The sequence below is a fragment of the Niveispirillum cyanobacteriorum genome (assembly GCF_002868735.1).
In the GTDB taxonomy this organism is placed as follows: Bacteria; Pseudomonadota; Alphaproteobacteria; order Azospirillales; family Azospirillaceae; genus Niveispirillum; species Niveispirillum cyanobacteriorum.
Window position 1 is genome coordinate 3045800 of the sequence record NZ_CP025611.1, and the last position, 25242, is coordinate 3071041.

Annotated in this window: 36 protein-coding genes; 6 read left to right on the forward strand and 30 right to left on the reverse strand. The window is 63.2% G+C overall.

What is annotated here, in order from left to right:
* Positions 1–81: 81 nt before the first annotated feature.
* The 15 genes from C0V82_RS14130 to C0V82_RS14200 form a co-directional block, all read right to left on the reverse strand.
* Complete coding sequence (locus tag C0V82_RS14130) at positions 82–2406, reverse strand: phage major capsid protein (protein WP_102112850.1); 2325 nt, start codon at positions 2404–2406, stop codon at positions 82–84.
* Positions 2406–2888: a hypothetical protein gene (locus C0V82_RS14135; RefSeq protein ID WP_102112851.1), complete on the reverse strand. Its 483-nt coding sequence runs from the start codon at positions 2886–2888 to the stop codon at positions 2406–2408. Before C0V82_RS14135 ends, C0V82_RS14130 begins: the two co-directional genes overlap by 1 nt.
* Before the next feature lie 231 nt (positions 2889–3119).
* Positions 3120–4478 carry a phage minor head protein gene (locus C0V82_RS14140; RefSeq protein WP_102112852.1) on the reverse strand — a complete coding sequence of 453 codons (1359 nt, stop codon included), beginning with the start codon at positions 4476–4478 and terminating at the stop codon, positions 3120–3122.
* Entirely contained in the window at positions 4475–5305 is an 831-nt protein-coding gene (locus C0V82_RS14145) for a DNA adenine methylase (protein ID WP_102112853.1), read from the reverse strand. Before C0V82_RS14145 ends, C0V82_RS14140 begins: the two co-directional genes overlap by 4 nt.
* Before the next feature lie 242 nt (positions 5306–5547).
* The gene (locus C0V82_RS14150) at positions 5548–7029 is read right to left on the reverse strand and encodes a hypothetical protein (RefSeq protein ID WP_102112854.1); all 1482 of its coding nucleotides are present in this window, start codon (positions 7027–7029) and stop codon (positions 5548–5550) included.
* Complete coding sequence (locus C0V82_RS14155) at positions 7026–8711, reverse strand: terminase large subunit domain-containing protein (RefSeq protein ID WP_102112855.1); 1686 nt, start codon at positions 8709–8711, stop codon at positions 7026–7028. The genes C0V82_RS14150 and C0V82_RS14155 overlap by 4 nt, the downstream gene beginning before the upstream one ends.
* Positions 8708–9277, reverse strand: a complete 570-nt coding sequence (locus C0V82_RS14160) for a DUF3486 family protein (protein WP_158659932.1) — start codon at positions 9275–9277, stop codon at positions 8708–8710. Before C0V82_RS14160 ends, C0V82_RS14155 begins: the two co-directional genes overlap by 4 nt.
* A 4-nt stretch (positions 9278–9281) precedes the next feature.
* Complete coding sequence (locus C0V82_RS14165; RefSeq protein WP_102112857.1) at positions 9282–9587, reverse strand: VpaChn25_0724 family phage protein; 306 nt, start codon at positions 9585–9587, stop codon at positions 9282–9284.
* A 4-nt stretch (positions 9588–9591) separates the two neighbouring features.
* Positions 9592–9954, reverse strand: a complete 363-nt coding sequence (locus C0V82_RS14170; RefSeq protein WP_102112858.1) for a DUF2730 family protein — start codon at positions 9952–9954, stop codon at positions 9592–9594.
* On the reverse strand, positions 9951–10163 hold the full coding sequence (locus C0V82_RS14175; RefSeq protein ID WP_102112859.1) for a TraR/DksA C4-type zinc finger protein: 213 nt from the start codon (positions 10161–10163) through the stop codon (positions 9951–9953). The genes C0V82_RS14170 and C0V82_RS14175 overlap by 4 nt, the downstream gene beginning before the upstream one ends.
* Positions 10164–10324: 161 nt before the next feature.
* Positions 10325–10540, reverse strand: coding sequence for a hypothetical protein (locus tag C0V82_RS14180; RefSeq protein WP_102112860.1), 216 nt, complete (start codon positions 10538–10540; stop codon positions 10325–10327).
* The gene (locus tag C0V82_RS14185) at positions 10537–11022 is read right to left on the reverse strand and encodes a hypothetical protein (RefSeq protein ID WP_102112861.1); all 486 of its coding nucleotides are present in this window, start codon (positions 11020–11022) and stop codon (positions 10537–10539) included. The genes C0V82_RS14180 and C0V82_RS14185 overlap by 4 nt, the downstream gene beginning before the upstream one ends.
* The gene (locus tag C0V82_RS14190) at positions 11022–11540 is read right to left on the reverse strand and encodes a hypothetical protein (RefSeq protein WP_102112862.1); all 519 of its coding nucleotides are present in this window, start codon (positions 11538–11540) and stop codon (positions 11022–11024) included. Before C0V82_RS14190 ends, C0V82_RS14185 begins: the two co-directional genes overlap by 1 nt.
* Before the next feature lie 87 nt (positions 11541–11627).
* The gene (locus C0V82_RS14195) at positions 11628–12044 is read right to left on the reverse strand and encodes a hypothetical protein (RefSeq protein ID WP_102112863.1); all 417 of its coding nucleotides are present in this window, start codon (positions 12042–12044) and stop codon (positions 11628–11630) included.
* On the reverse strand, positions 12034–12780 hold the full coding sequence (locus tag C0V82_RS14200) for a hypothetical protein (protein ID WP_102112864.1): 747 nt from the start codon (positions 12778–12780) through the stop codon (positions 12034–12036). The genes C0V82_RS14195 and C0V82_RS14200 overlap by 11 nt, the downstream gene beginning before the upstream one ends.
* 120 nt (positions 12781–12900) lie before the next feature.
* Here C0V82_RS14200 and C0V82_RS14205 point away from each other — a divergent pair, with 120 nt between their 5' ends.
* Positions 12901–13239, forward strand: a complete 339-nt coding sequence (locus C0V82_RS14205; protein ID WP_158659933.1) for a hypothetical protein — start codon at positions 12901–12903, stop codon at positions 13237–13239.
* On the opposite strand, the gene C0V82_RS14210 is transcribed toward C0V82_RS14205, so the two are convergent.
* Both C0V82_RS14210 and C0V82_RS14215 read right to left on the reverse strand, forming a co-directional pair.
* Positions 13236–13544 carry a hypothetical protein gene (locus C0V82_RS14210; RefSeq protein WP_102112866.1) on the reverse strand — a complete coding sequence of 103 codons (309 nt, stop codon included), beginning with the start codon at positions 13542–13544 and terminating at the stop codon, positions 13236–13238. The two genes, C0V82_RS14205 and C0V82_RS14210, sit on opposite strands and share 4 nt — an antisense overlap.
* Positions 13541–13963, reverse strand: a complete 423-nt coding sequence (locus C0V82_RS14215; RefSeq protein ID WP_102112867.1) for a regulatory protein GemA — start codon at positions 13961–13963, stop codon at positions 13541–13543. Before C0V82_RS14215 ends, C0V82_RS14210 begins: the two co-directional genes overlap by 4 nt.
* A gap of 56 nt (positions 13964–14019) precedes the next feature.
* Between C0V82_RS14215 and C0V82_RS14220 the strand changes: the two genes are divergently transcribed.
* From C0V82_RS14220 to C0V82_RS14230, 3 genes are read left to right on the forward strand one after another with little or no spacing between them, the layout of a single operon-like run.
* Positions 14020–14379: a hypothetical protein gene (locus C0V82_RS14220; RefSeq protein WP_102112868.1), complete on the forward strand. Its 360-nt coding sequence runs from the start codon at positions 14020–14022 to the stop codon at positions 14377–14379.
* 3 nt (positions 14380–14382) lie between these two features.
* Positions 14383–14772 (forward strand): hypothetical protein, encoded by a 390-nt coding sequence (locus C0V82_RS14225; RefSeq protein ID WP_102112869.1) that lies wholly within the window; start codon positions 14383–14385, stop codon positions 14770–14772.
* Between the two features lie 3 nt (positions 14773–14775).
* Positions 14776–15381: a hypothetical protein gene (locus C0V82_RS14230; RefSeq protein ID WP_102112870.1), complete on the forward strand. Its 606-nt coding sequence runs from the start codon at positions 14776–14778 to the stop codon at positions 15379–15381.
* A 2-nt stretch (positions 15382–15383) separates the two neighbouring features.
* On the opposite strand, the gene C0V82_RS14235 is transcribed toward C0V82_RS14230, so the two are convergent.
* The 13 genes from C0V82_RS14235 to C0V82_RS14295 all read right to left on the reverse strand — a co-directional run bounded on the left by C0V82_RS14235 (position 15384) and on the right by C0V82_RS14295 (position 23723).
* The gene (locus tag C0V82_RS14235) at positions 15384–15668 is read right to left on the reverse strand and encodes a hypothetical protein (RefSeq protein WP_102112871.1); all 285 of its coding nucleotides are present in this window, start codon (positions 15666–15668) and stop codon (positions 15384–15386) included.
* Between the two features lie 3 nt (positions 15669–15671).
* A complete protein-coding gene (locus C0V82_RS14240) occupies positions 15672–16043 on the reverse strand; it encodes a hypothetical protein (protein ID WP_102112872.1) in 372 nt (123 codons plus the stop codon).
* A complete protein-coding gene (locus C0V82_RS14245; protein ID WP_102112873.1) occupies positions 16033–16464 on the reverse strand; it encodes an ASCH domain-containing protein in 432 nt (143 codons plus the stop codon). Before C0V82_RS14245 ends, C0V82_RS14240 begins: the two co-directional genes overlap by 11 nt.
* Positions 16465–16466: 2 nt before the next feature.
* Positions 16467–16751 (reverse strand): hypothetical protein, encoded by a 285-nt coding sequence (locus tag C0V82_RS14250; protein ID WP_102112874.1) that lies wholly within the window; start codon positions 16749–16751, stop codon positions 16467–16469.
* A 2-nt stretch (positions 16752–16753) separates the two neighbouring features.
* Positions 16754–17206, reverse strand: coding sequence for a hypothetical protein (locus tag C0V82_RS14255; protein ID WP_102112875.1), 453 nt, complete (start codon positions 17204–17206; stop codon positions 16754–16756).
* A gap of 11 nt (positions 17207–17217) precedes the next feature.
* Positions 17218–18075: a DUF3164 family protein gene (locus tag C0V82_RS14260; RefSeq protein WP_102112876.1), complete on the reverse strand. Its 858-nt coding sequence runs from the start codon at positions 18073–18075 to the stop codon at positions 17218–17220.
* A gap of 32 nt (positions 18076–18107) precedes the next feature.
* Entirely contained in the window at positions 18108–18731 is a 624-nt protein-coding gene (locus C0V82_RS14265; protein ID WP_102112877.1) for a hypothetical protein, read from the reverse strand.
* Positions 18706–19077, reverse strand: a complete 372-nt coding sequence (locus C0V82_RS14270) for a hypothetical protein (protein WP_102112878.1) — start codon at positions 19075–19077, stop codon at positions 18706–18708. Before C0V82_RS14270 ends, C0V82_RS14265 begins: the two co-directional genes overlap by 26 nt.
* Entirely contained in the window at positions 19077–20048 is a 972-nt protein-coding gene (locus C0V82_RS14275) for an AAA family ATPase (protein WP_102112879.1), read from the reverse strand. The genes C0V82_RS14270 and C0V82_RS14275 overlap by 1 nt, the downstream gene beginning before the upstream one ends.
* Before the next feature lie 63 nt (positions 20049–20111).
* Complete coding sequence (locus C0V82_RS14280; RefSeq protein WP_158659934.1) at positions 20112–22064, reverse strand: transposase domain-containing protein; 1953 nt, start codon at positions 22062–22064, stop codon at positions 20112–20114.
* The gene (locus C0V82_RS14285; protein WP_102112881.1) at positions 22061–22516 is read right to left on the reverse strand and encodes a DNA transposition protein; all 456 of its coding nucleotides are present in this window, start codon (positions 22514–22516) and stop codon (positions 22061–22063) included. Before C0V82_RS14285 ends, C0V82_RS14280 begins: the two co-directional genes overlap by 4 nt.
* Positions 22516–23394 carry a ParB/RepB/Spo0J family partition protein gene (locus C0V82_RS14290; RefSeq protein WP_102112882.1) on the reverse strand — a complete coding sequence of 293 codons (879 nt, stop codon included), beginning with the start codon at positions 23392–23394 and terminating at the stop codon, positions 22516–22518. Before C0V82_RS14290 ends, C0V82_RS14285 begins: the two co-directional genes overlap by 1 nt.
* Positions 23391–23723, reverse strand: a complete 333-nt coding sequence (locus C0V82_RS14295; protein ID WP_102112883.1) for a helix-turn-helix domain-containing protein — start codon at positions 23721–23723, stop codon at positions 23391–23393. Before C0V82_RS14295 ends, C0V82_RS14290 begins: the two co-directional genes overlap by 4 nt.
* A 247-nt stretch (positions 23724–23970) precedes the next feature.
* Here C0V82_RS14295 and C0V82_RS14300 point away from each other — a divergent pair, with 247 nt between their 5' ends.
* Positions 23971–24420 carry a helix-turn-helix domain-containing protein gene (locus C0V82_RS14300; protein ID WP_102112884.1) on the forward strand — a complete coding sequence of 150 codons (450 nt, stop codon included), beginning with the start codon at positions 23971–23973 and terminating at the stop codon, positions 24418–24420.
* Positions 24421–25094: 674 nt separating this feature from the next.
* On the forward strand, positions 25095–25241 hold the full coding sequence (locus C0V82_RS26935; protein WP_158659935.1) for a copper resistance protein CopC: 147 nt from the start codon (positions 25095–25097) through the stop codon (positions 25239–25241).
* The last annotated feature ends 1 nt before the right edge of the window (position 25242 follow it).

Consider the following 25242-nt stretch of genomic DNA (forward strand, 5'->3'; position numbering starts at 1 on the left):
GTGACCGCTTGGCGCCCTGGTCGCGGGCCTGGTCACCGGGGCATAGCGCGTTGCGCAATCCGCGCGGGGCTCCCCCTGGAATTACGCGACGACGTGCTTGCGGAAGGCCCGGCGCTCATAGGCCCGACCGCCATAGATGTGGCGGATTTTCCAGGTCAGCTTGTCGTTGGAGAACATAGACCCGACCGTCAGGGCGTCCTGCACGAAGATTTCGGGTTCTTCCTGACCATCCAGGAACGCGATCTCGATACCGGGCAGGTCCATGGGGTCCATGGCCAGCATCCAGTCGTTCGCATCCGTCCAGCACCACACGGGAATGATGGTGGGCTTCAGACTGGAGATGAACTTCTTCTCGTTCTCCGTGCCCTGCACGAAGGCATCATTGAACGCTTCTTCCAGGTCGGCAGGACCCAGCAGATACTTCGGGCTGCGGCTGATCGGGTCGGTGTGACCGAACGCCGTCTGCTTGTACATGATCAGACGCGCGGCGGCGTAGGCCTCCTTGCTGAAGGCGGCGGTGCCCAGATTGCCATAATCCGTGTGGAACAACGGGTTACCATCGCTCAGGTTCGGATTGTTGTTCAGCAGACCGTTGAAGACGAAGCGCGACAGGGTCAGGACGGCAGAACGGCCCAGGGCGACAGGGATGCGGCGGATCATGCCGACATTGTCGTTCTTGATCGCTTCCAGCGTAATGCTCTCGGTACCGCCGCGCTTGGTGACCTTGTAATCGGCACCCGTATCACCGGGGCTGTCCATCTCCAGATAGGGCGCGCCTTCGGCAACATCCGGAAGGTCGCCGTACCCGCCCATGGTGGTGATGTTCATGCTGCGGAAGTCGGTCGCCGTGGCCGGCGTACCGGTCAGCAGCCGCCACGACGTGGCCTCCGGGGCCACCCGATAGACGGCGATCATCCGCTTGTGGATGGCCTCGCTCAGCACCGTGGACAGGGCCGTGGAATTGTAGGCCTCGGTCAGGCGTACCGAATTCTCAAATTGCCCGGTAACCCGCTTGTCGCCCGTAAACTCGATGTAGCATTCCTTGAAGGACTGGGCGTGCCGATGGTCCTTGTGACCTTCATCAAAAAAGGCGGCGAACATCTCCTTCATCTTGTCGGCGCGGTCCTTGATGACCTCGATCGACCCCAGATCGCCCAGGCCGGTCACCATCCCGCTCTCAACGAAGTTGCCCAGATAGTCCGCCTCTGCCTTGATGGCGTCATCCACGGCCTTCAAATCGAACGGCTCCGTCGCCTCCTTGAACCGGGCGATCAGTTTCTGCTTGGCCAGCGGCGGCAGCTTGCAGGAATTGATGCGACCTTCGGCGGTGATGCGGGCTTCAATCAGGCGCACGGCCTTCAGGACACTATCGTCCTGGCTGTTCTGCGGCAGGTCAGCGGGCCGCATGGCCGCTTCCATCAGGCGGGTCGCTTCGGCCTCTGTGGTGTTGCTGGCATCCTTGCCCGCGACCAGATCGGGGCGCGTCCTGCGCAGAATGTCGAGAATTTGGCTGACAGTCACGTCGCCCTCCGGGTTTGCGGCTTCGATAAAGGAAATGACCCGCCCGCCGGCCCCCGGCTCGACGATCAGATCGACTGAATGGACCTTGGTGAAGGCCTCGGCCACACGGACGGTGCGACCGGCGGCCTTGCGGTTGGTGGCTTGTGCCTCCGCGTCGATGGACAGGCCGAACAGGCCCTGCATGCCGCGCGCAACGGCTTCACGGACCTTGACGCTGATGGCATGGGTCGGATCGATCAGCTCCAGCACGCCTTCGACGCGCCCCGGCTGGCCGCCTGTGCCCTCGATAAAGGCTGCACCCGTGACCTGCCCGATCAGGCGGTCAACATCCTTGCCGCCCCCTTGCAGATGCATGGCGTCCGGCTTGTGATAGACGGGGGCACCCTCGACCAGCCTGACCAGCGATTTCAGCGCCGCATCGGGGTAGAGGTTACCGTTCTTCGACAGGCCGCCCTGGATCACGACACAGCGAAAACGCAGGGGGGCCGCCGCATCCCCGGATGCGGCTTCGACCAGCGTTTGCAGGGCACCGGCGGCCTCTTTGACCTTGGCGCTGACAGGCCGGAAGGTTTCCACCACCTGCACCGGCTCGCCCAGTTTCACACCGGTGTCGCCCACCACCTCATAGGGGTAGGACCACAGCGTTTCTGGCTCACCCTTGGCATAGACGCTGACGATGGCCGCTTCCGGGTAAAGGGCGCGGATATAGGCACCACCCTCCGGTGCTCCCACCTGCACGCGCAGCCGGGCAATGGCCCCCTCGATCCGCCGCATCAGATCCTGATAGCTGCCGGCGAAGGCTTCCTGGATGGCCACGGTTCCGACAATGCCGTCGGGCGGCACGGGTGCGGCTTCGATGAAGCGATGGTGGAACGGCGCGCCCATCAGAACGCCTTCCGGATCTTCTGGCCGGTGATCGTCACCACGACCAGCTCGCCCTCATACAGCTTGAAATTCAGCACCTCATTGACGCGAACGCCCGCGAACCGGGCGGCATCGGCGACGGAGATGGTGCTGGACAGGTCGATCTCGGGTTCGGCGGCATTGGCCAGCGCCTGCGCCTGTTCGGCATTGGTCGCGTTCAGCCGTTCAATGACCGCCAGGGCCTGTTGCTCACGCTCCTCGGCCTTCGACAGCTTGACCCTCAGCGCCGCGACATCGTCCAGCGCTTCCTGAAGCTGGATGGAAAAGTCGGTATTGGCCCTGACGATGGCCTCATAGGCCTCACGCGTCAGTTCGGGCAGGCCTTCACCGGCCAGCGGCGTTTGCGGCGGCGTCTGCGTTTGGCCCTGGGGCGGCACGGGCGCCACCCCTTGGGCGGCTTCTGCCGGCTTTGCCCCATCCTGCGGTCCCCGTTTCGTGGCCATGTGGCTCCCCGTTCATCCCATCAGCTGGTGGGATGACCTTAAGGGGCCGGGGTGCAGCGTTTAATGCGGAACCAGTTCCGCATCAGCGGGGCTTGCAGGGCGATGCAGCCGGGACCATACTTATCAGGCGTCGCGTTCGGCGGGAAGTCGGTTCCGCTCGATGGCGTCAGTCATCGCCCCCGGTCAATTAGACCGGTGCGGCTTCGGGGATGTTGCGCACCCCCGCGACGCTTACTTCAATCGCACGAACCGCTTTGCATCGGCCAGGGTGGCCGGATCAATCAGCGCCGCTGTGGCCAAATAGTTATGCCGGTGGATCTGCATGCGTGTGTCGCGGTCGCGGATCTTCACGGCGAAGGTTGCCACGCGCTGTTCGCCCGGTACCGTCGCTGTGAACAGCAGCTGCGGCCCGCCCTTTCGCTGTTCCAGGAACACGTCCCGTGGTGCCGACAGGATGGTGGGCAGGCGCTGGATCATGTCGGGCGGGACCGCCGTGCCTCTGGCCTGCTTGGCCGTCCGCACCATGTGCAGCAAGGCCCGATCTCCCACGGCGATCTGTGTGGTGACCAGCGTCGCGCCGGCCTGGCGCAGGGCCGCCTGGATCTGCGGAGCAATTACGCCCACGGTAATGGCCTTGCCCGCCGGCTTATCCTTGCCCGACAGCACGTCGCGGATCTCCGCCTCCGCCCGTGCCGCCCGCGCCTCCGTCGCCCGCCGTGCCACGGCACTGCTGGCCAGCTCCGCGTCTGTGAAGGGCTTCTCCGTCGGGTTCATAACCTCCCAGCTCTTCATGATCGGCAGGCTGGTGCAGCCGCAATTGATGGTCTGGCCGATGGGGGCGGCGGGATCGCGCGGGCACATCAGCTTGAAGCCGGCGATCAGAAAGGGCTCATCGGGCTTCACCACCTGGCCATCGGCCATCATATGGGCCACCCGCGCTTCCCGCTTGCCCGACCGCCGCCATTGCTTGCGCAGGCCGGGCAGGATCGTCTTGGCCTGCACCATGCGTTCCTGCCCGGCCAGGCTGTAGGCGCGGCCCACCTCGTCATTAACGATGGTCGTGGCCCGGCTGGCGCTGGGGCTGTCCTTGCCCAGATGGGCGGCCACCTTGCCCGCCGCCTGGAACGGCGTCTGCGTGCCGATGATGACCTGGGCCAGCTCCCCGTTGACCTTGTTGACGATGCTGGTGCTGATATCGGCGATCCGGTCGGTAGCGAAGCTCTGCATGGCCAGAAGCACCTGGCTGTTCAGCCGGGGCAGGGCCGACGCCAGATCGACATCAACCGCCTTCAACGGCGCATCGATCAGCGCCTGACCCAGGTCCCATCCATCCCGCAGGCCGCCGATCAACGCATCGGCTGCACCGGCCTGAAAGATCGACATCTGCCGCCGCACCTCGGTCTGCAATGCCGGCAGGCGATAGGCCTCCCACTCGCTGGGCTCGCCCGCCAGACGGGCGGCGATGTTCGTCGCCGCCGCATCCAACAGGGACAACACCGTCTCCCGCGTCCGCACCTTCAGATCCACGCCCAGCTTCCACTGGCGCGCCCGCTCCGCACGGAACAGCTTCTGGCGCTCGGCTGGCGTCATGGCCCCCCATCCTTGGCCAGGGTCAGGCCGGCGACATTGCTGATGATCAGCTCCGGCATTTTCTTCGGCGGGTTCAGACCGGTCGAATAGGTGGTCTCAACCTCGATCAGCTGGAACCCGCCAAAAATCTCCCGGATCTCGGGCGTGTCATTGATGGACAGCAGGAACGCCCCTTTGATGCCGGCCAGCAGGACCGCCAGGCGCTCAAAATCTGCCGGCTCGAAGATGCGCTTGCCGTAATCATCCTCGCATCCCCAATAGGGCGGGTCACAATAGAACAGTGCCCCTGGCCGGTCGTACCGGGGGATGAACCGGTCAAACGGCAGGGCCTCGATAATGACGCCTGCCAGCCGTTCGTGGACCGCCTCCAACAGCGGTTGCAGCTTGGTCACGTCGAATCGGGCCGGCATCCCTGGCGATACGCCAAAGGTCCGCCCCGCCACTTTCCCGCCGAATGACAGCCGTTGCAGGTAAAGGAACCGGGCTGCCCGCTCCAGGTCAGTCAACGTGTCGGGATCGGTTTTGGTCAACCGCTCAAACTCGCTGCGCGTGGTCAGCTGATAGCGCAGCATGTCAAGGAAGGCGACATAGTGGCGCTGCAAGATGCGGAACAGCGTGGCCACATCCCTGGAGATATCGTTGACCACCTCGGCTTTCGGAACGCGGTCACGGCGGAAAAACACCCCGCCCATGCCAACAAACGGCTCGCAATAGGCGCCGTGCGGGATCTGGTCGATCAGCCGCGTGATGCGGCCTGCAAGGTTCCGCTTGCCGCCAATCCAGGCGGCAACGGGGGAAATGGGCTGTACGCGATGCATGGACTCCATGGTGGTTACCGCTCTATAGCTTTCCCGCCCGTGCACGGGTGGCGGGATGGCCTGGGTGGGCCGATCCGGGACATGCAGGTGCTAGCCTGCGGTTTGGGCGATTGCCGTCGCCCAACCCCCGCCGGCCAATCTTCGACCGTTGGGGGGGACACCGCCCCTTTAAGAGGCGATTAAGAGGCCTAAGAGGCCCCATTCAGCGCGATGGACGGCCCAGCGGGTACGCTGGGGGCCGCCAGCCCCTCTCACGCGGCTGCGGGCGGGCTTTCCGGCTCTTGCTCATCCGCGTCATCTGCGGGGTCGAAATTGGGGTCGGGATCGCTGCTGAACGCATCGCCCCCGCGCCGCTGTGCCTTCTGCGCACGCGCCTTGGCCAGCTCCTCCGCCGGATTGATCTCCAGCCCCATTTGCGCGGCGACCAGGGCGATGAACCGCATCACCGTTTCCTCGGTCAGCAGCCCCTGATCCAGCGCCGTGACACAACTGGCAACCACGGACCCCAACGCCTGGGCGAAGCGGGCCACATCGCGGCTGGCCAGGTCGGGCATATCCGCTCGCACCTGGAAGGCCGGGTCATCTTCCCAATCGGCGGGCGCCAGTCCGACGGCCTTGATCCGACTGCGCAGGACGAAGCGGCCCAGATCGACCAGCATACCCTGGATCTCGTTCTGCTCGTCCGTCAGGACCTTGAAGGTCGGCTCCGCCATGCTCTCGCCAGACGCACGGTTCACATCGCCCTGGCCCATCCAATGTTCCGGCAGGGTGCGGGAACCCAACACATGCCCCCGGATCAGGCGGGCGGTCTCGCTGGCATCGCCGGCCTTCATATCGGGCGTGATCGTGTCCCAGACTTCCGAATCATTATGGACGCGGATCGAATGCGGCCTGGGCGATTGGATCTCGCGCGCCCGCGCTTTGACTTCATCCTTGTTGGCCCCCTTCAGGGTCACATCCCAAAGAACCATGCGTAAGGCATCCGCCCGGTCCACCTCGCCGAACAGCAGTTTGTTATAGGCATCGCAATGGTCGATGCTGGGCAGCAGGTCGCTGCGCCCCCGCCCGCTATTGGGAAGGGCATTGCGCCGCCAGTAAAAACACTGGCCGTCCCGCATCCCCTCACGCAGGCGTCGGGCACCAACCCCCAGCAGCTCCTCATCCGGCCCGGCCAGGATGATCTTGTACAGCCGCCGGTCCCCGCCCTGCTTGGGGCGCACGATGACGCCGATTTCCAGTGCTGGGTTTTCAGGGTCCTTCACGATCCCGTCGATGGTGACGGGGTCAATATAGCCCAAGCGGCAGCGGCCACTGACTTCGTTGACGAACACCGGCAGGCACAGTTCCCCGAACAGCTTCAGGCAGCGGACATATTCCTTCAGCTTCCGGTCCATCCGGTTGACGCCGTCTTTCCAGAACGCGTCCAGCCAGCCCTGCGCCTCCTCATCGTCGCAGGCCAGCCGCACGCCCTCGGCCAGCAGATAGGCCAGCGGCAATTCGATCAGGCGATTGGCCAGCCCATTGCTGTCCCACAGATACCAGACCAGCTCCTGCATGCGGCTCTGCGCGATGGGCGACAGATCGCGCTGCGGATGCTGTCCGGCCAGCGGGCGGTAATAGACGTCGTCGGCGTCGATACTGACCCCGGCGGCCTCGGTCAGTGCGACCACCTGCAACGCGTCGGGGGCCGCCGACAACCCCATGGCCTCGGCGATCCGGCTCCACACACTCATTCTCGCCTCCGGAACATCGGTGACACATCACGCCGGAACATACCGGTGGGACGGTCCTGCTCTTCGTCTTCTGCGGTATGGTTGGCACCGGGTTCGATGGTGACGCCTGCGGCGGGTTCCATGTCGCTCAATGTTGCGGCCCATGCCAGCACGCCCGCGACTGCGGTGTCACCGTGCCGGGGCTTGCCGTCTGAACCCTTGTCGCGCCCTGCATCCATTGTCGGCTGACCATTGGCCAAAACCACACGGCGGTGATCCAGCACTAGGTCCTCGGACATGGGCACGATGATGGCCCGGTCCTCATAGGCGTTGCGGTAAAGCGGGAAGTGGGTCGCATACCACTGCGCCGATAACGCCACCATCTCGACCTTGTTGATGCCAAGGTTGGCGTACTGGGCCGCTTCCTCGGAGAGCTGGCGGCCAATACCACGGCTGTCGAGCTTCATCTGGAAGAACAGCGGCAACCCATCGGAGATGTGGAACAGGATCGCACGCTGGCAATCAAACGGCATCGACCGCAGTTCCAGAACAAGGCAGGTGCGCCACCGTCCCGGTTCATGCTCCTGCAGAACCCAGATGGCAGACAGATCCGCATCACGCCCGAAATCCATGCCCAGGCATGTCCGAAATCGCGTGTCGATGCCGCGCAGGACCGGCTCCAGATTGTCGCCGATCCACCGCCGGGTAACGTCCATGCGGTCCGGCTTCAGGAAGAAATCCTTTTCCACACCAAAGCGGAGGTGCGGAATGCCGGCATCCCAGCAGCGTTCGATATGGGCGCGGGTGAAATAGGCACCGCTGCCGCGCTTGGGTACGCAGTCCAGTTCCTCTGCCGCGTCCTCTGCCGCCGGATAATCGGCGCGGGTATCATCGCGGTACTTCGCCTCCGCCTCGGGTGAATAGGTCCAGCCCTTGATCAGGCAGACCCGCTTGAAGAACCCCTCCGCCAAGGCAGTATCGAAGGGCACATGATGATGCGACCAGCCCGGCAACTGGCCTGCCACGCATTTGCGGACCAACTGATTGAATTCGTTCTCGTCGCCATTGTGGGTCGACACGACGTCAACCCTGCCACCCCACATCTTGAAGGCCATGGCCCCCTTGATGACCTCTTTAAGATTCTGGTGGAACGCGGCCTCGTCGATGCGGGCGTGACCCTGGCGACCGCGCCAATTGTGGGGATTGCTGGACAATGCCTGGATGACAAACCCGGCTGCCAGACGGATCGAATATCGGACAATATCCCGACGCTCATTCTCGATGATCAGGGTGAACTTGGCCACGTCGATGGCCGTCGCCTTGTAAACATCCGACCGCAATACCTGCTGAAAGGCGCGGGCAAAGAAGGCACAGTCCCCGATATATTCGGCGGCCATGTCCTGATTATAGCCCATGTAAAACTGATCCATGCCGGACTGGTGCCCGGCCTCCATCACACTTTCCGCCGCCAGACAACCCCAGCTAAACCCGATGCGCCGGGATTTGTCGGCGATACGCAGCGGCGACAGGTCCGCGTGCCATCGCTGCTGGTACGGCAGCAGGATATGCGGGATGCGCTCGACCTTAAGCAGTGCCCCCTCGCGTTTGGCCTGGATTTCATCAACCCGGTCCAGCAGGAGACGCCGTTCCTCCGGCTCCAGTGGTATCTGGATCAGGACCGGTTCGGGCGCCGCCGCATTCATGCTGCCCGTCCATCCATCTTGATGCCCAGGATCTGCGCACGCAGGAACGCCACGTCGTCATCCGTCATGCCGCGTTGTGCTGCGGCTTCGGCGGCGGCGTCTGCCTGGGCGCGCTTGGCCTTCTCCATTTCGGCCTCAACTTCTTTGCGGATAGCGACGCGCAGATCCATGTCCGTTTTGGCGGCAGCACTCAGCTTGTGAAGGGCACCGGCCAGGAAGTTGGCCGCCTTTGCATCCATCTGCACCGTGTCTCCAGTTTCTGGATCGACGGTCAGCTCGAACACAGCGTTCTGCATCAGCTCGATGTTAAGCTGGGCTAGCTTGCTTCCAGCTTGATCGCCCAGCTTGCCGATCAGTCCTTCCGAGATGCTGCGCGTGCGGCGCAGACGTTCGGCGACCTGATCCAGGTTCTGGACATGCCGTCCTAATGCGGACCGAGAGACGTCCACATCCAGCTCGCGCAGCTTGTTCAGGATTTCGTCGATGGTGCGGCCATTACCCCGCAGCCGACCGATTTCCTCCTGTACCTCCTGCGGCAGCTTGTCGATGGAGCTGGGGCGTGCCATCGCGTCACCGTGCCGAAGGGCGGCTGATACCGGGGATCGACGCCAGACCCTTGGCTGCATCGCTCCCGCGTTCGGTCAACTCGGCGACGATCAGGCCGGACAGGACCTGACAGCGGATGGTCCCCTGCTGCTCCAGCCAGCCCACCTCCGTCCGCAGTTGGTCGCGCGTGGCGGAGATGCCCAGGATCTGCACGCTCTTGGTCAGGAGGCTGTCATTCAGGGTCAGGCCCGGCGCCTCGTGCAGCAACCGCAGAATCGAAAGACGCAGATCCTCGCGCCACGCATCGGCCATTGCATTGATCGTGACCATTGTCTCAGCTCCCCTGTGCGGCCCTGGCGATGATGTTTTCGTGGCGCTCAACGGTCCGTTCGACGCGCGCCATGGTTTCCTTCAATCCCGCGAACCGCTCGCCAATGGCCTTCAGCTCGCCTGCCACATCCTTCAAGGCCGTCGCCAGTGCGTGCAGGTCCTCAGTTGTCGGAAGGGCTTCGGATCGAGTTTCAAGGACCAGCAAGCCCTTCTCCAACTCGCGCATATCCTTGGAAACGCCCTCAAGGGCTGCTCCGACCTTTTGCGCGATCATGCTGCGGATAGACCAGATGATCCACGCGACGCCAAGCGTGTTGACGATCCCCAGAATGGCTGCGGCTGCCATGATCCAACCCGGATAATTCATCGCCTTAGCCGCTCCTCGATCTGGTCCTGACAGAACAGGCACCGCTGCGCATGGGGGTGGACGGCCAGGCGGGCCGGCTCAATGGGTTCGCCGCAATCGCCACACTCTGTCCGGCCTTCCGGTTCCGCCCCCCGCCGGCCACGGGCCAGGATGGCGGCCTGTTCGTCCAGTTGGGCCGCCTGGGCCAGATCCACGACGTCACTGACCACGGCACACCTTCAACTGATCTCGAAGCTTGGAGAGGCGGCCCAGCCACTCCAAGGTGGCCGGCGCGTCGGCTGGCGGCAGATTGGCTTCCAACTCGGCTGCTACGGCAGGCCCAGCGACGGGCCAGGATGGGCATGTGTCCAAAGCCACCGGCGGCGGCGGGCTAAAGCTGCCCGCTGCGCATCCGTTCAAGAACAGCGGCAGGGCTGTCGCCAGGGCGAGAAGCAATGTCGGCCTGGGCATCTTTTACCTCGGCGGTTCGGGTCAGGGTGTCCTGGGCGGCTTCGGTCTGGATTTCCAGCCGGCCCGCCTCACGCGCTGCTGCCGGTGCGGCCACAAGGCCTAGAAGCCAGCGGACAAGGCGCAGCAGCAGGCTCACGGTTGCGGTTCCGTTTCAGGCGGGGCCAGAACAGGCCCAATCGCGGTACTGACAATGCCTTGCAGCCGAGCTGTCAGCCGCGCCCGAACCGCATCCTCATCCAGATTGAACCGCTTCAACGTGTCGGGCACGGCGGCGATGACATATCGCGCACCTTCCGCAACCAGCTGATGCCGTGTTTCGATCTTCGCCGTGTTCAGCCCATGGCGCAGCGCCTGCTCCAAGGCAGCCCGAATGCCGTTCGCAAACGCGGTTTCCAGCACGTCGCGGGCCTGCGCATCTTCCTTCATGCCCAGATAGGTCAGAAGCCGGCGAACCAGATAGACCACACCCACAGACAGGGCCGTAACCAGTGCCTCGCCCAACGGCCCCAGGGCCGGGGCCAGATCGATGGTAAAGGGCCCCTCGGCGGCCAGCGCCGTCAGGGGGAACAGGAACAGCATGGCGAACAGGGCCAGCGCCGCACGGAACAGGCGGGGCATCACAGATCCTCCGTATAGAAGGGCGCGACCAGCCGTTGCCAGTCCGCCAGGAATTTGGCTTCGGTGCCCTTGCCTGCGGGCGTGTTGTAAAACCGCTTCCACAGGCGGGCATACGCGGCGGCATCGGCCTTGACCGGCAGCACGCAATCGCGCATGCGCCAGTACCGCAGACGGCACATCAGCGCCGCATAGGACAGGTTGGTGGCCAGCTGATGGGTGCGGCCCGGAACGGGGGCCAGAAGGTCGCGCACGCGGGCGGCCAACGCCGGGCGCAGATCCAGATATGTCGTCCAGATATCGTCCGCCGTCGCCTGCTCCATCTGGAAGAGGCCATAGGCAGGACCCCAACTGCGATCCCCCGGCCCGGTATGCTGATCCAGCGCGGCGAACCCGCTTTCCACGGCAGCGGTCCCAACGACCAGCCAGACCGCCACATCGCTGTCAAAGCCCTTCAACCCGTCGCCGACATGGGCCAGCGCGGGACGAACGACATAGCGGGCAAGATGGATGGGCAGCACCGGATTTCCCCCGGAAGATGTAACTCCGGTTGACCTTACGGTGATGCGGGGGCGGGGTTGATGCGGAACCAGTTCCGCATGGGGGCCTTACCCGAACAGGTCGGGTTCGCTCTGATCGGCCTCACGGGCGCCGGCCTTGACGCCTCGGACATGCCGGTCCGTCACACCCAGGGCGCGGGCAATCTGCGCATGCGATCCTTTGGCGGCGGCGATCATAGCCTTACGCGACCGCTGCGCATAGAGGGACGGTAACAGCAGCTGTTCCCCCGGTCGCCACTGGCACAGCTTACGCGCCGCCTCCAACCCGATGGCCAGCGCGATGGGGTGGCGCTCATCCAGTGACCGGGGCACATAAAGCCGAATGCCGCCCCATTCCCTTTGCAGGATCTGCGCGGCCTCGGGTCCCACCACCTCGGCCAGCTCCACCAGCCCCGCCGGCCAGCCACGCATGTCGATCTTCTCGACCGGGTTGGAGGGGGCGGTATCGATTTTCTTATGGGTCATAGGGCGTTCTGAACGTCATCCAACGTTCATCCCCTGGAAATGCGGGCGGCCATTCCTGGCTTTGGCCACTGTTGAAGGCTTCAATCATGATTTGTGTGAACGCATCGCAGGCGCGATCCTTCATCGGCCATTTTGCAATCCGAACCCATCCCTGTGGCAGGGTTACATCCCGCTCGCGGGCGCTAAATGCCGCTGCATTCAGGCACAATCGCAAAATACGCAACCGCTCTTCGGCCATGATGGTAGGGCGCGCGAGTTGAAATGCCTTTTCGCGTTCAACATCTTTGCTGCGGACGAGCGGTCGCAATTCATCCATGTCAGATGCCTGAAAGGCTGCGCACAGTTCCGCCCAGCGTTTGGGTGCAGGCTTCGGGTATCGTCCGCGTTGCTTCAGGTAATCTCGTTGTTCTTTGTCGCTGAGGTGCCCTATGTACCCCGCGACGGTCTCCACCGTCGGCGTGAACCGCCCAATGAATGCATTCATGTAGGTTTCGCACTGATAGGGCCAGAAGCCGCCATTCCGAAACGTAGTCATCCAGGCTTCGAACCATGGCCACTGCCACTCAAATTCAGTCATCGTAGATTCAAGGAACTCGCCCCAACGGGTGAAATCCATTTGAAGATGGGCTGCCAAGAACTGATCTCGAAGCAGGCCTACTGTTCCATCGGGAATACCTATGATGTCCTGGAAGACACGGTCAAAGCCCCGCCCAGCAAAATCCTTGCTGCTCATCATGCGCCCCATTGCACAGGGGGCGACGCCTCTCGCCGCCACCGAAGGCGTGCAGGATGCCATTGCAGACGGGTCAATCTCTATCCATGATACGTTGGACGAGAGATAATCTGGGGATATGCCATGCGGGCTATGATCACGCTCTCTGTTGCTGCTGTGCTCTTGGCGGGTTGCGGCGACCAACGGGAAAAGCACGAAGCTTTGCGCAACGAAGTGATCGCGTTTCGGGTTGCTGCGGCGAACGCATCCCCGGCAGGCATCCTGTCGGCCTACACGAAGCTTGAAACGGCCATTGCCATTGCCAAGGCAGATCGCACCACATTCGACGCTGACACCGCAGCCAAGCTGGACCAGCTGGCCGCGTCTGCCGAACGCGCCAGAATGCAAGGGGGGCCGGATGCGGCCTTTGAACTGGCTGCGCAGGCGCGGATGTTGGAGATACTGCTGACTGAGGCCCATTAGAACAGCCTCCCCTGTGCGGCGGCATCGACCGCACCCCGCCGCCGCGCATCATCCCGGCGCAGATCCGCGCGGGCCTCGGCCAGTTCGGCGGCGGCCTCTTCGGTCAGGGGGATGAAGGGCGCAAAGCTGCAATCCTGCGTGCCCTCGATCAGATCCAGCAGCATTGCCCGCAACGCCGCATCCCCACGCGGGCGGGCCGCATTCAACGCCACCGCAAACGCCGACAGCTCCGCCATCGGCCCGCCCAACAACAGGCGGTTCGTTGGGTCAAAAAGCTGATGATCGTCGGCGTGGTATCGGGTCATTTCCCTGCCTTCGCCTTCAACCGGCCCAACCAGCCCTTCAGGGCCTGGATAAGACGGCTCTTATCGGCCCCTGAGAGCCATTCCAGTCGGTCCACCGGGCGCTTCAACTGCCGCACGGCCCAGGCGAGCAGGCGCGCCTCGTCCGCGTCCTCGATATGGCCGGCGGCGGCAAGGTCGGACCAGTATTGGCGGATCAGGGCCACCTGATCGCCCTTGGGCGTGCTGGCCCGGCGCTGGCCGCCCTTGGCAGCCCCATCCTTGGCCAGCGCGTCCAGCAGAAGCCCCAGATGGCCGGGCGACAGTTGTTTCAGGCTACGCAGGCCCGTGTGCCGCTCCATGTAATCCCGCCAGACCTCATCGTCGGCCAGCCCCGGAACCTGCTTGCGCCGCGCGAACACGGCGCTGAAATCGCTGCTCATGCCGCCCTCCGTCCTATGACTCGACTCTTCGCAGATGTTCTGTTTTGGTTCTGGGTATGGAGAACGCGACCCACGACGCAATACGGTACGCAGAGGGCGCCCTGGCCACGCTGAAGCGGGCCGGGTGCAGCAACCTGCGCGTCTTCTGCCTGGGCTGCGGTCACTGGCACTGGCTGCGCATTGACGATGCCATCGCGCGTCTGGGGGCCAGCGCCGGCCTTGTCATGGTGGCGCGCCGCGTCCGCTGCCATTGCTGCGGTACAAAAGGCGCGCATGTGGAACCAGAGGAACCGCCCGGCATCGGAACGCCCCACTACCTCGCCTGGGCACTGGCGCGCCGCACCTGGCTGCGGGCAGAACTGGAACGGTTCCAGGATCTGGATGAATGGCTGCCACCGGGACAGGCGCAGGGGTGAGTGATGGCAGATCCACATCGCCCCACCGCGTCCTATCACAGCCTGGGCGCTATCAGCCGCCGGGGCTACACCCACCTGCGCATCTGCTGCCTGACCTGCGGCCACAGCAAATGGGTGCCGCTGGACCTTGTGATCCAACGGGTGGGCGGCCAATCGGGCCTGTTCGATCTCGCGCGCCGCGCCTGCTGCGCCCTGTGCGGGGCCAGGGGCGCACATGTGGAGATTGCCGACCCCCCACCCCCGACCGCCGGTCAGGGATATGTGGCTTGGCTTGAACGGCGAATGGGATGGATATTGAAAGAGGGCACGCAGATCCGCGACCTGATCCATGCCGGGGTGGAAACCCTGGCGGACGATCCAGTAACCCAGCGCGTGGAATTTTGGCGGGAGTGAGGGATGGACTGGGGTGAGATTAAGCTGGGTGATTTGTCTGGTTGGGCACAGTTTGCGGGCGGTATTGGTAGTATTGTTGCTGCCTGGATGATTGCCAGATCGCAGCAGAAGGCGGTTGAGCGGGCACAGGAAGCAGAAAGGCAGATTAAAGCTATTGCTATAGCCTCCGCTGTGAGCCGCGAGATGGAGGAGTTCGCTCTTCAACTCCCAAAGCTCGAATGGGTAATTGGTGTCCTTAAATCGCTGGGATCGGGCGGGAGCCGCGACATCAACTACGGCCAGCTTCGGATCGAAGGACTGGTGGTGCTCAGTAGCCTTCGCCCAGAACTCTATGTATTGGGGCCTGAAGTTGCAGCTGCGGCCTTGTTGCTTCTGACGGAGAAGGCAGCACTGGAGCAATGGATCAGTGATCTTCCGAAAGGAGGCAGGGGCCAAGCAATCATGCAAAAGAGTAATCTGAAAGCACTCATAGATTATCATTCGCGAATGGCGGAGTACCTTTCTGTAGCACAGCAAGGCATGGGCGTGATTCTCGACGAAGGCGCGAGATTCGTCCCGCGCTTCGGCAAGAGGCGATCGCTTCGAGATGTAATTGCCCGCAGACACTGACATCACCGCCTCCCAGGCCCATTGCGCTCCGCCGCGTCGGCGGCCCAGGCGGTCATGTCTGCCGGGTGCGCCCCGGCGGAGATCAGTTCGTCCCAGACCGCATCAAAGGCCATCTTGGCCGTTGCTGGGTCGATTTTGTCGGCCCGCGTCACATCACCCCGGAACGCCGCAAGCACCCGGACCAGCACCCCGCGCGCCCAGGCCCGCCGTTCGGCAGGCAGGGCACGGTCGCCGCGCAGCTCGGACAGCAGCAGGGATAGCTCGATCACGGGGGCAGGCAGGCGCATGGATCAGCCCCCCTTGCCAGCGCGGTCGCGCAACTGCACACCCGCCTCGACCAGAAGCTTGGCGGCCTGCGCCACCATCTCGGCCAGATCAGGGTGACCCAGGTCGATCAGGGTCTCTGACCGCTGCACCTCGCGCTGCCCCCGCTGGATCAGCTGATCAGCAACGCTCGCCGGGCCGACGGCGCGCTCCACGGCTGTTGCGGCCAGATGATCATTATGCAGCGCGGCAACGTGCTGGGCGACGGCAGCAGCCTGTTCATCGGACAGGCTCTGGTTCGTGCTGTCCACCGTCGCGACCTCAACATCGCCCGCCACCACAACGCCGGGACTGCGTTCGCTGGTACCCCACGTCAGGGCCAGGATATCAACGGACATGGGGCGGCTCCCAATTGATGATGACGCCACTAAAGACGGTCTGGCCGGCATGCTCTTTGGCCCAGAAGGCCAGCAGATCGGCCCAGTCGCTGAACCCATCGCCCTTGGCGAACCGATCCAGCTCCTCCTGAGTGTGCCCGGTGTAATCAGCATCGGGCCGCATGATCGTGACCTCGCCACCCTCGCCAGCGGGGGACAGCGCCATGTAAATCGGCGCCACCCAGGTGCAGATGCCCACGCCGATCACACGGCACTGGCGGGTACGCATCCCGTAAAAGAGCTGGATCGCCTCACCGGGCCGAACATGCCGCCGCCGATCCGCCCGGATCGTGTGGCGCTTCATGTCCTCGGTCAGGGGACCATGCTTCAGCCCGGCCACAATCGCGGCCTCGAACCGCGCCTTGAAGGAATAGGCCACCATGATCAGGCCTCCTTCATGGCTTGATGCAGATCCGGGAACCGGTTGGCGCAGGCAGCATCCGTTGCCGCCTTTGCAGCGGCCCGATAGCTCGCGCTGGCCTCCCTCATGGCCGGCATATCCGCCGGCTTCTGGGTCAGGACAGCCTGCCACGCGCGAAAGCTGCTGTAGACGCAGGATTGCAGGCGGCGGGGCACGGCCCGCCAGCAGGGAGAACACAACAGATAGCCCTGGGCGCGGGTCCCACCGCAGCCGGGCACCTCGCAGGGGATGTTCCCACGGTTCGCCATGTTCAGCCCTCCCGCTGCTTGCGGATGGCGGACAGGTCCACGATGTTTGGCTCGTCCGGCCAACAGAACGGCTTGGCAGCCCCTTCGTTCGACCAGCCAGCCTGGATGATCAGCTCGGTCAGGCCCAGATTGCCGCCATCGACGATCAGTTGGGCCACGGTGTCGGGGTCCATCTCGAAGCCATCGGCGGCGGCGGGCGGCAGAACGCCATCGCGCTGCATATCCTCAATATCCTCCGCAAGGCCCTCTGCGGCCTTGCTGAAACAGTTGACCATGAAGGCCCCGCGTCCGGTGATCGCCGCGCCATAACCCAACGCGGCCAGCACCGATGACAGCATCAAACTTGTCCCCTGCTGCCGCTCCAGGCAGCGCAGCACGCCCGCCGCATGGATGACGGGCGCCGGACAGGCTTGGCGGCCCGACGCGATCTCGGTCATGATCCCCAAATCCTTCATGGTCGCCTCCTTCAGGCAGCGGTGGCGGGTTCGTACAGGTCGCGCCATGCCTGCATGTCCGATGGCTTCACGCCATCGACACCCAGTGCTTGCAGCGCGGTGTCCAGCAGTTCCATGCCGACAATCATGTCACCGGCAAGCAGGTGGCGAACCGCCTCGGCTACCTCTTCGCGCGCCACCTCGACCGAACGGCGCAGGCTGCGACGCTCGAAGGCTTCGGGGCCGATCTCAACGGCGGCCAGATCCAGCGGGATCAGCTTGTGGCGGTCGGCGAAGTCGCGGCGCTCATGGACGGTTACATACTGCTTGCTGCCAATAGTCTTGCGGCTATCGTCGATGGCTTGGCAGACCTTGGCCCAGCGCGGATCGCTGATCTCCAGGCTGCGCAGCGCCATCAGGGAAGATGGGTTGACCTTGCCCTCTTTGCCCACGTCGAAGGCCTGATTGACCAGCGCGATCAGCAACTCGTCCGCATTGTCCGCCCGCTCGCGTACCATTTCGTCTAGCAGGGCTTTGGCCTGCTGCAACTCAGGCCCGAAATGGAACTGATCGGCGATCTTGACGCTGACCATCAGGTCACCGTCATAGGTGGTCAGGGTGCGGTTGCCACGAACACCCTCGGGCCTTTCCACACCGTATTCCTGGGCCAGCAGCGCGTCCAATGCGCCGATATCGGCCAGGGTGCGGGCCTTATAGCGGACGATCTCGGCATTCAGGTCCTTCGCATAGTCTACGATTTTGCGAACCACCTCGTCCTGAAGCTGGGTGCGAGCCGGAACGGTGTCCCGGCGCACCCAGTGGCCCTTGGAATTGCGCATATGCGGCACGCCGCCGATTTCGGTGATACCGGTGTTGGATTGGTTTTTCATGGTTTCCTCTCGGGGATGGAGTGGTTTGATGTTCAGACGGCCTTGAACCGATCCTGCTCATGGCGGGCCAACGCCCAGGCCATGGCGCGCTCGCCCAGGACGTTCATGTCGTCGGCATAGACCCAGCCGGTGTAGACGCGGCCCCAGCTGCTTCTCCAACTGTCGGAGCCATCTGCGTCGTACTGACGGACAGGGGTAGCAACCTTGGCCAGCAGCCCGAACACGCCCCGTGTCAGCAGCCATTCCGCCGCATCGCAAGCGTCTCCGTCCGACACTTGCGTGATGAGCAGCTTGTCAAAGTGGGGCATCTGCTCACGCAGGTGCTGGATGTTGATATCGTCCAAACCGACGCCTGCGATGCATTCCTCGTAGAATTGCTCGCTGAAAGCTTCCGGCGGTGCTTGACAGTCGGCGAATGCCATCGCGAGGCTCAAAATGACCTCAGCGCGAACTTCAGTTTCGAAGCACCAAACGGAAAGCTCCTCTGCACTCAGGGCTTTGGTGTCCGCGTCCGCCAGCTGCTCGACGAGTTTCCGGAGATTACCGAGAGCGTCGGGAACACCTTCTTGGGTTTCGCCGTCTTCAAAGCCCGCCATAAAGGCCACGGCAAAGCGAAGCGCCTGGACACCCTCAGGGGTGATTTTCACATTGACCATGGCTTCCTCTCAGGGAAAAAGCGCCCGACACAGGCGGCTGATGAAAAGGGAAAGACGCGACCGGCGCCTGCGGGGCCGTTCGGGCAGGTACCGGCGACTGGTCCAGTCGATGCCGGATGCTGTGGAAGCGCGTTTCATAGCGTTCGACCTCCAAGTTGCGCCGCGCGTGGCTTCCGCGTCCGACGGACAGCACGCGGAAAAAGGTCTGGGGAAAGCAGCGTTTGACCGTGATGGCATAGATGCCCTCGTCATCCGGCCCGACACAGGTGACCACGCGGCCCCGGATCACGCGCCCGTCGCGGGTCGGCCAATGCACCCATTGACCAATCTCGAAGGGCGCGCCCATCACGCGGCCTCCTGTGCCCCGGCCAGCTGCGCATAGGCAGACCGGATATGATCGATGGACCGTGCCTCGCCCGCCCCAACCGCCAGGGCGGAGGCGAACTTCATGGTCCGATCCAGAACGCGCAGGGCGCCCGGTTTGCGGGCGATGCCGGCCAGAAACCGCACCTCGCCCGGATCATTCACGCCCCAGGCGGCAATCATGGCGCTGATATCGGCGTCTTTGGGCTTCGTGATGGTGATACGCATGCCGACGCGGCTGAACATCGGCGCGAAATGCGCCCGCCGCCCGCCGCCTTCCAGGGCACCCAGGATTGATTCATTACCGGCCAGGATAAGGCCGCACTTGGCCTCATCCCGCAGGGTGCGCAACTCGTCCAGCGCCTCGGATGTCAGATGCTGGCCTTCGTCGATGATCAACAGGCTCTGGCCAACGGCCAGCTTCTCAACAATGGCTGTGCTGAACTGTCCGGCATTGCGTTCGCCGATCTTCAGATCGCGGACGATCTGTTTCAGCATGGAACCGATGGCCCCGCTGGATGGGCGCATGGTGGCCATGAACACCTGCGGTTTCGTGCCGGCATAATGCAGGCAGGTCGCGGTTTTGCTGACCCCGGCACCGCCGACGATCAGGCCGAAATCACGGAACGTCTGCGCCCATTGCAGGACGGACAGCATGTCCTGCGCGCTCGACGTCATCTGGAAGGTCGGGGCGACGGGCAGGATGGTCTGGATCTGCCGTCGTTCGTTGACAGCGGACAGCCATTTCGTCACTTCGGCGCCAACGGCCTGGTTTGACCCCTTGTAGGTCCCGCCCAGGAAGGCGGCAAAGGTGCTTTCGCCGATGCCCGCATCCCGTGCCGCTGCCGCCTGCGACGGATATGCCGCCCCGGCCCCGATCAAGGCCTTGGCCTGCACCCGCAGCTGATCCAGCTGGGCATCGCTCAATGTCGTTTCGGTATTCGTGGCGCTCATGTAATCTGTACTCCTTGCTGTGGTACCGAAGGCCTGGGGGATGCTTGCCGGCTCCCCAGGCCTTCATTCATCTCCAACCAGCTTCAGGAAGCGGTTGAGGTTGATCAGGGTGCTGGGTGTCTGATCGGGGATCAGATCAGGTTCGGGCTGCATGGCCAGGGCGGTATTGCCGAACACGGGCCGGATGATGCTGGCCGGAACCGGCACGGGTGCCGCCTCGCCCTCGGGCAGCTCCGGCATCATCGCCGCCACTTCCTCGACCGACATCCGTTGCTCGGCCTTCGCCATATCCTTGGCGGCCTTGATCCAGGCATTGCGGGCGCGGGCATGGGCGCGGCCTGCCTCGACATCGGCAAAGCCGGCGGCCTCAACGCATTGCGCCGCACCCAGATAGGCGCCTGACAGGCTGTAAAGATGCACATCGGCATGCAGGTCCTGGGGATCGAACCGCACCACCAGCTTGTCGCCGCGATGCTGGGACAGGAACTCTGCCCAGTACCGGTTGCCCTCGATATGCACCGACCCGTCCACCTTCCGCGCCGTCACGCCCTCAGCGGCCAGCAGCCACAGGCGATATTGCTGCGGCGTGGCCTTGCGGATGGGGGCTAAGGCATAGCTGGCGTCGAATGCCTGTTGAAAAGACATCCTGCCGCCGCAAACTGCCGTCTCTCGTTTTGGACGGTTGTTGTATTCGTGCACACCCCACGCCACCACCTTCAGGAACTCATCCAGAGGTACGGCTGTCTGACCATAGTTATCCGGCTTGTTCTCTGGCGAGTTGCCTGTATAGGCACCCGCAAAACGGGGGTCTGTCGCGATGGTCGCGCAGAAATCCCGCCATGCCCTTTCAATCGGCTTGGCTTGGCCATGGTAGGGCGTGACGAAGGTGATTTTGACATCCAGCTCTGTCAGAAGACCCAGCGGCTCTTCTTCTTTAATCTTGAAGCGGTACCGGTTGGCTGAGCCACCCGATATCCACTTGCTGGCGAATGACCGGCCATTGTCCAGATAGACGCAATCTGGGATGCCCCACCGCTGGACCATGTCGCCAATGGCGAGGCGCACCAGTTCCTTGTTCTCGGACCGGTCAACCCGCCAACCAACGATCAGGTTGCTGTAAAGGTCCTGGATGCCCAGGAAGCAGGGGCGACCAATGGAACCATCCGGCCAGCGCACGAACACGTCAAAGACGTGACCGTCCATGTTGATAGCTTCCATCGCGTGGAAGATAGAACGGTCGCGTTCCTGCGCCGGGAACATGCGCTTCAGGGCATCCACGCCCTCGCGCCTCAGAACGCGCACAACCACCGGGATCTCGCGTTCCACCCGCCGCCACAGCGTCCGGCAGGACGGGATGGTCCATCCCTTCGTTTTGGCCACCCCAGCCAAGGTCCGGTAACAGACCTCGAAGGGCCGGGCCTTGGCCTCGGGCCGCAGGTAATCGGCCAGCAGGAAGTCCCAGGCGGCTGGCGTGCAGGCCTCGCTATCGGCCATGCGCCCGACATAGCGGTCCATCAGGTAGGCCAGCCGATCATCCCGCGCGACACCCGCAATCCGCTGCTCCCATCCGTAATAGGATGCGGCACTGAACCCCTGTTCCGCCCCGATCAGGCGCACGGCGGCATCCTTGCTCATACCGGTCAGCAGCAGCTGTTCCACCGCCTGGATGGCCGCCAGCTTCTTCTTGGCGCGCTCTTTGGCGGTATCGCTGGCCTTCTCATACTGGCTCCAGGCCAGATCACGGGCCAGCCGCTCCTTCACCGCCTTGCGGTCCGCGTCCGGCTCGGCTGGCGCCTGCGCCTGGGCCGCCAGCTTGGCCCGGATCGGGGCGGGCAGCAGCGACAAGTGATAGACGTTCTTACCGCCCTCGCGCTTCCAGGTGCCGTTGGGGTTGCTGGCGCTGCGCATGGTGTCTCGTGCGCGCCAGTTCCGCTCTTCCACAATCTGGTTGAGTCGCTGGTGCGAAACGTTCATCAGGGCGGCCATCTCGGCGGCGGTGAACCATTCCTGTGTCATGCCGGCCCCCGCCATTTCTTGTTGGCTACATTCCGGCGCTGGGTCAGCTCGGCGATCTTGTCGTCAAGCACGGCTTGCTCAATGGCCGGCACATAACGTGCCTCGATGACAGCAAGTCCAAACTGATCGGCCAGCAGTTGCAGCAGCCTGTAATCACGCGTGGCATGGATCAGCGCGATGAACCGGACAAGGCTGATCACATGCTCTTCCCGGCTTTCGGACGCATAGGCATCCAACATGCTTTTGGGCACTACTTCACCCAGGTAATCGCCCATCTCCAACGCGATAACTTCGCGGCCCTTGTCCGATTCCTTCAGCGCGGCACCAACGCCTTTGGCCAGGGTGGCTCGCAACGTCGCGGCCCGCACAACCTCCGGCGCAAACGCCGCCGGTGCGGCGGGCGGCTGCCAGCTCAACAGGTCCATGGTGTTGCTGTCGCGGCGCGGTGCCATCAGGCGGCCTCATCTTCCGCATCGGCACCCCGGACCTTGGCCGGCTGGCTGAATTTCTTCAGATCGCCTTCCTGCTTCAGATGGGCCAGGAACATGCGCCGCGCCTTGTCCCCGGACCGGCCCCACAGGGTCACCAACTGCGCAAATTTTGCGCTGTCTGGATCGGCTTCCTCGACCTGTCCACCCAGGACAAGGCGATGGGCCGCCGACACGCTCTTTGCGCGCGGGGTTTCTGCCAGCAGCTCGGCCACCACCTTGCGCTGTTCTTCTGGCGGCAGCTTGACCAGGGCCAGCAGCTCCGCTTGGTTCCGCGCGAGTGAAGTCCCAACAATTTGGGCCTTTACGTCCGGGGCAAGGCGGGTGGCGATCAGGATGGCGCGCTGGATGCTGCGCTCGTTCAGGCCGACCTTCTCTGCCGTGGCGCGGCTAAACGACATGATGTCGTTTTGCCTCTCCTTGCCGCCTGTATGCTGGTTCCCCCTGTCGCCACCCTGTTTCGTCTCTGGGTGCAGCGCTTCATAAAGCGCCTTGCGCCGATGCAGGAAAACGGCTCGGTCCAGGGGGTTAAGGTCGTGTCGGACGAGGTTCTCATCAACCTCTGCCAATTCCGCTTCTGTGTCGGTCATCTCAAACACGAAGCTGTCGATCTCCAACCGCTCAAGTTGGCGCATGGCCGCCAGACGATGGCCGCCGGCCACCAGCTTGAACTTGAAGGGTCCGGGCTTTTTTACGGTCCGTATCTCAATCGGGCTGCGTAACTGGCCGACCTGTTCGATGTTCTCAGCCAGGAAATCAACATAGGCGGGGTCAATGGGGCGAAGCCGCACCCTATCGTCGATTTCCGCAATCTTGATGACTTGAAGCCCAAGAGCCTTCATTCGGACACCTGATGTTCAACGGGATGGGATTTGCCGTGCACGCGACGGCGCGTTTTAGACGGTGACCGTCCACCGCCCGTGGTCCTATAGTTCCGGGCAGGTTGGGGGCGCAGTCGGACACCGTCGTTGCGGTACCGGCTGGGCCAGATTTCACGGGGCGTGACATCCAGCGCCTTGGCGATTGCCTGTTCGCCAAGCGCATGGGGCTTGCGGCACGCGGCACTGCATGTGCCGTCCGCAAGGTTGCTGTCCCGGTCAAGGTCGGACAGCGAAAGGCCGCACTTCTCCAGCGCAGCCTTGATGTCCGATTTGTGCCAGTCCCCGGCCATGCGGTTCGGTCCTTATGTGCGTTTCGCTGGCCCTGCTAGGCCGGCTTTTGGAAGGGGTGAATTTCCATGTCTGGAAAAAACGATAGACCAGATTATGCACTTACTCAAGCGCGTTATTGCACAATCAGAGCTTTCAACCGCCTCACCTTGGCTGCGTTAGAGCACAATCTAGGCTTTAATAGCCGCTTCAATGACTTAGATAGTGGTCTGAAACCCCTGGCCTACCTTTGAAAGTGGGGTTTCAAAGATGGCTCGACCGTTGAAACCAGAAACTGCATTTGCGGCGCGCTTGATCGAAGCGCGGCTCCCGATCGAGCGCGATGAGTTCGCCCAACTCTTAGGCGTTCCTAAGACAACGCTAGGAAACTGGGAGCGCGGCAGAGCATTCCCACCCGAGGACATGCTCAGGGCGATTCGGCAGCAGACCGGGGTTTCTCTTGATTGGCTGATAACAGGTGAAGGCGAGATGCGCCCAAGCCAGGAATTAGCACTTCCTGTGGCCGCACCGCCGCAGCGGCATTACTATAACCGCGCGCTGATGCACGCGCTGATCAAGCTCTATATCGAGGAATCACGCGCAATGCGGATAGGGCTGCCGGCTGAACAGCTGGCCGACAAGGTCCTTGAAATGTACGACCATTCAATCGAAGAAGTTAACGCGTTGATGGAACAGGGGGCAGGCGAGAAGGTTGCCTAGCGAGCGCATCCTATTGTATGCACTATTGGCGGTTGCATCCGCCCTATCCTTTCGTATAGAAAAAAGGTCCCCGTCAATCGGAAGGCGGGGACGCAGGGGCTGGTAACCCCCGCGCCGAGGACCTGTACTCCTCAAGCCTCCGCTGCAGTCGGCTGCTCCCCTAACCCGGCCAGGGTAGATGGAGCCTACGCGAGGTTAATGGAGTATGCACGCCCAATATTTACACGCTCCACTTGAAGCCATGTTGCGCATCCGTGTGCGCCGTGACTTATCACGCCTTAATAAAGACCGAATTAATCACATTTCTTACCTGTCAGATTACCGACAGCCCGTTGTGCGCATCGCTTCCATCGCGGATATCCCGCAGCGAGCGAAACTATTTACTTTCCCTTTACCACGCCATGCGCTTCCGGCATCATCGCCCGACCCCATACGCTTAAGAGGCCCCCAAGGCCCTTTTAAGAGGGTCCTGGGGGCCTCTCATCACGGCGCCCGCGTACTCCAGGATCATGTGTCAGCGGGCCGCATTTTCGGTTTCACTCCAAAATCGCCAATTTTTTTCGACCGCCCCAAATCCCCCGCCATCCCGCCAAATCCCACACGGTCCCGCTCTATCCCGGTTCTCCAATACTAAGTGTCAAGGAACAACCCTGTCGCCGGCGCCCGCCGGGGGGGTGACCGTTGCCGATGGCGCGGACGGCCAGTCGCTGACCGTCACGCCGAAGGCCAAGCTGGCGGCGGGTTCCTACAAGGTGGATTGGGCGGTGACGGCGGCCAATGGCCATCAATCCACCGGCAGCTATCAGATCAATGTGAAGTAAG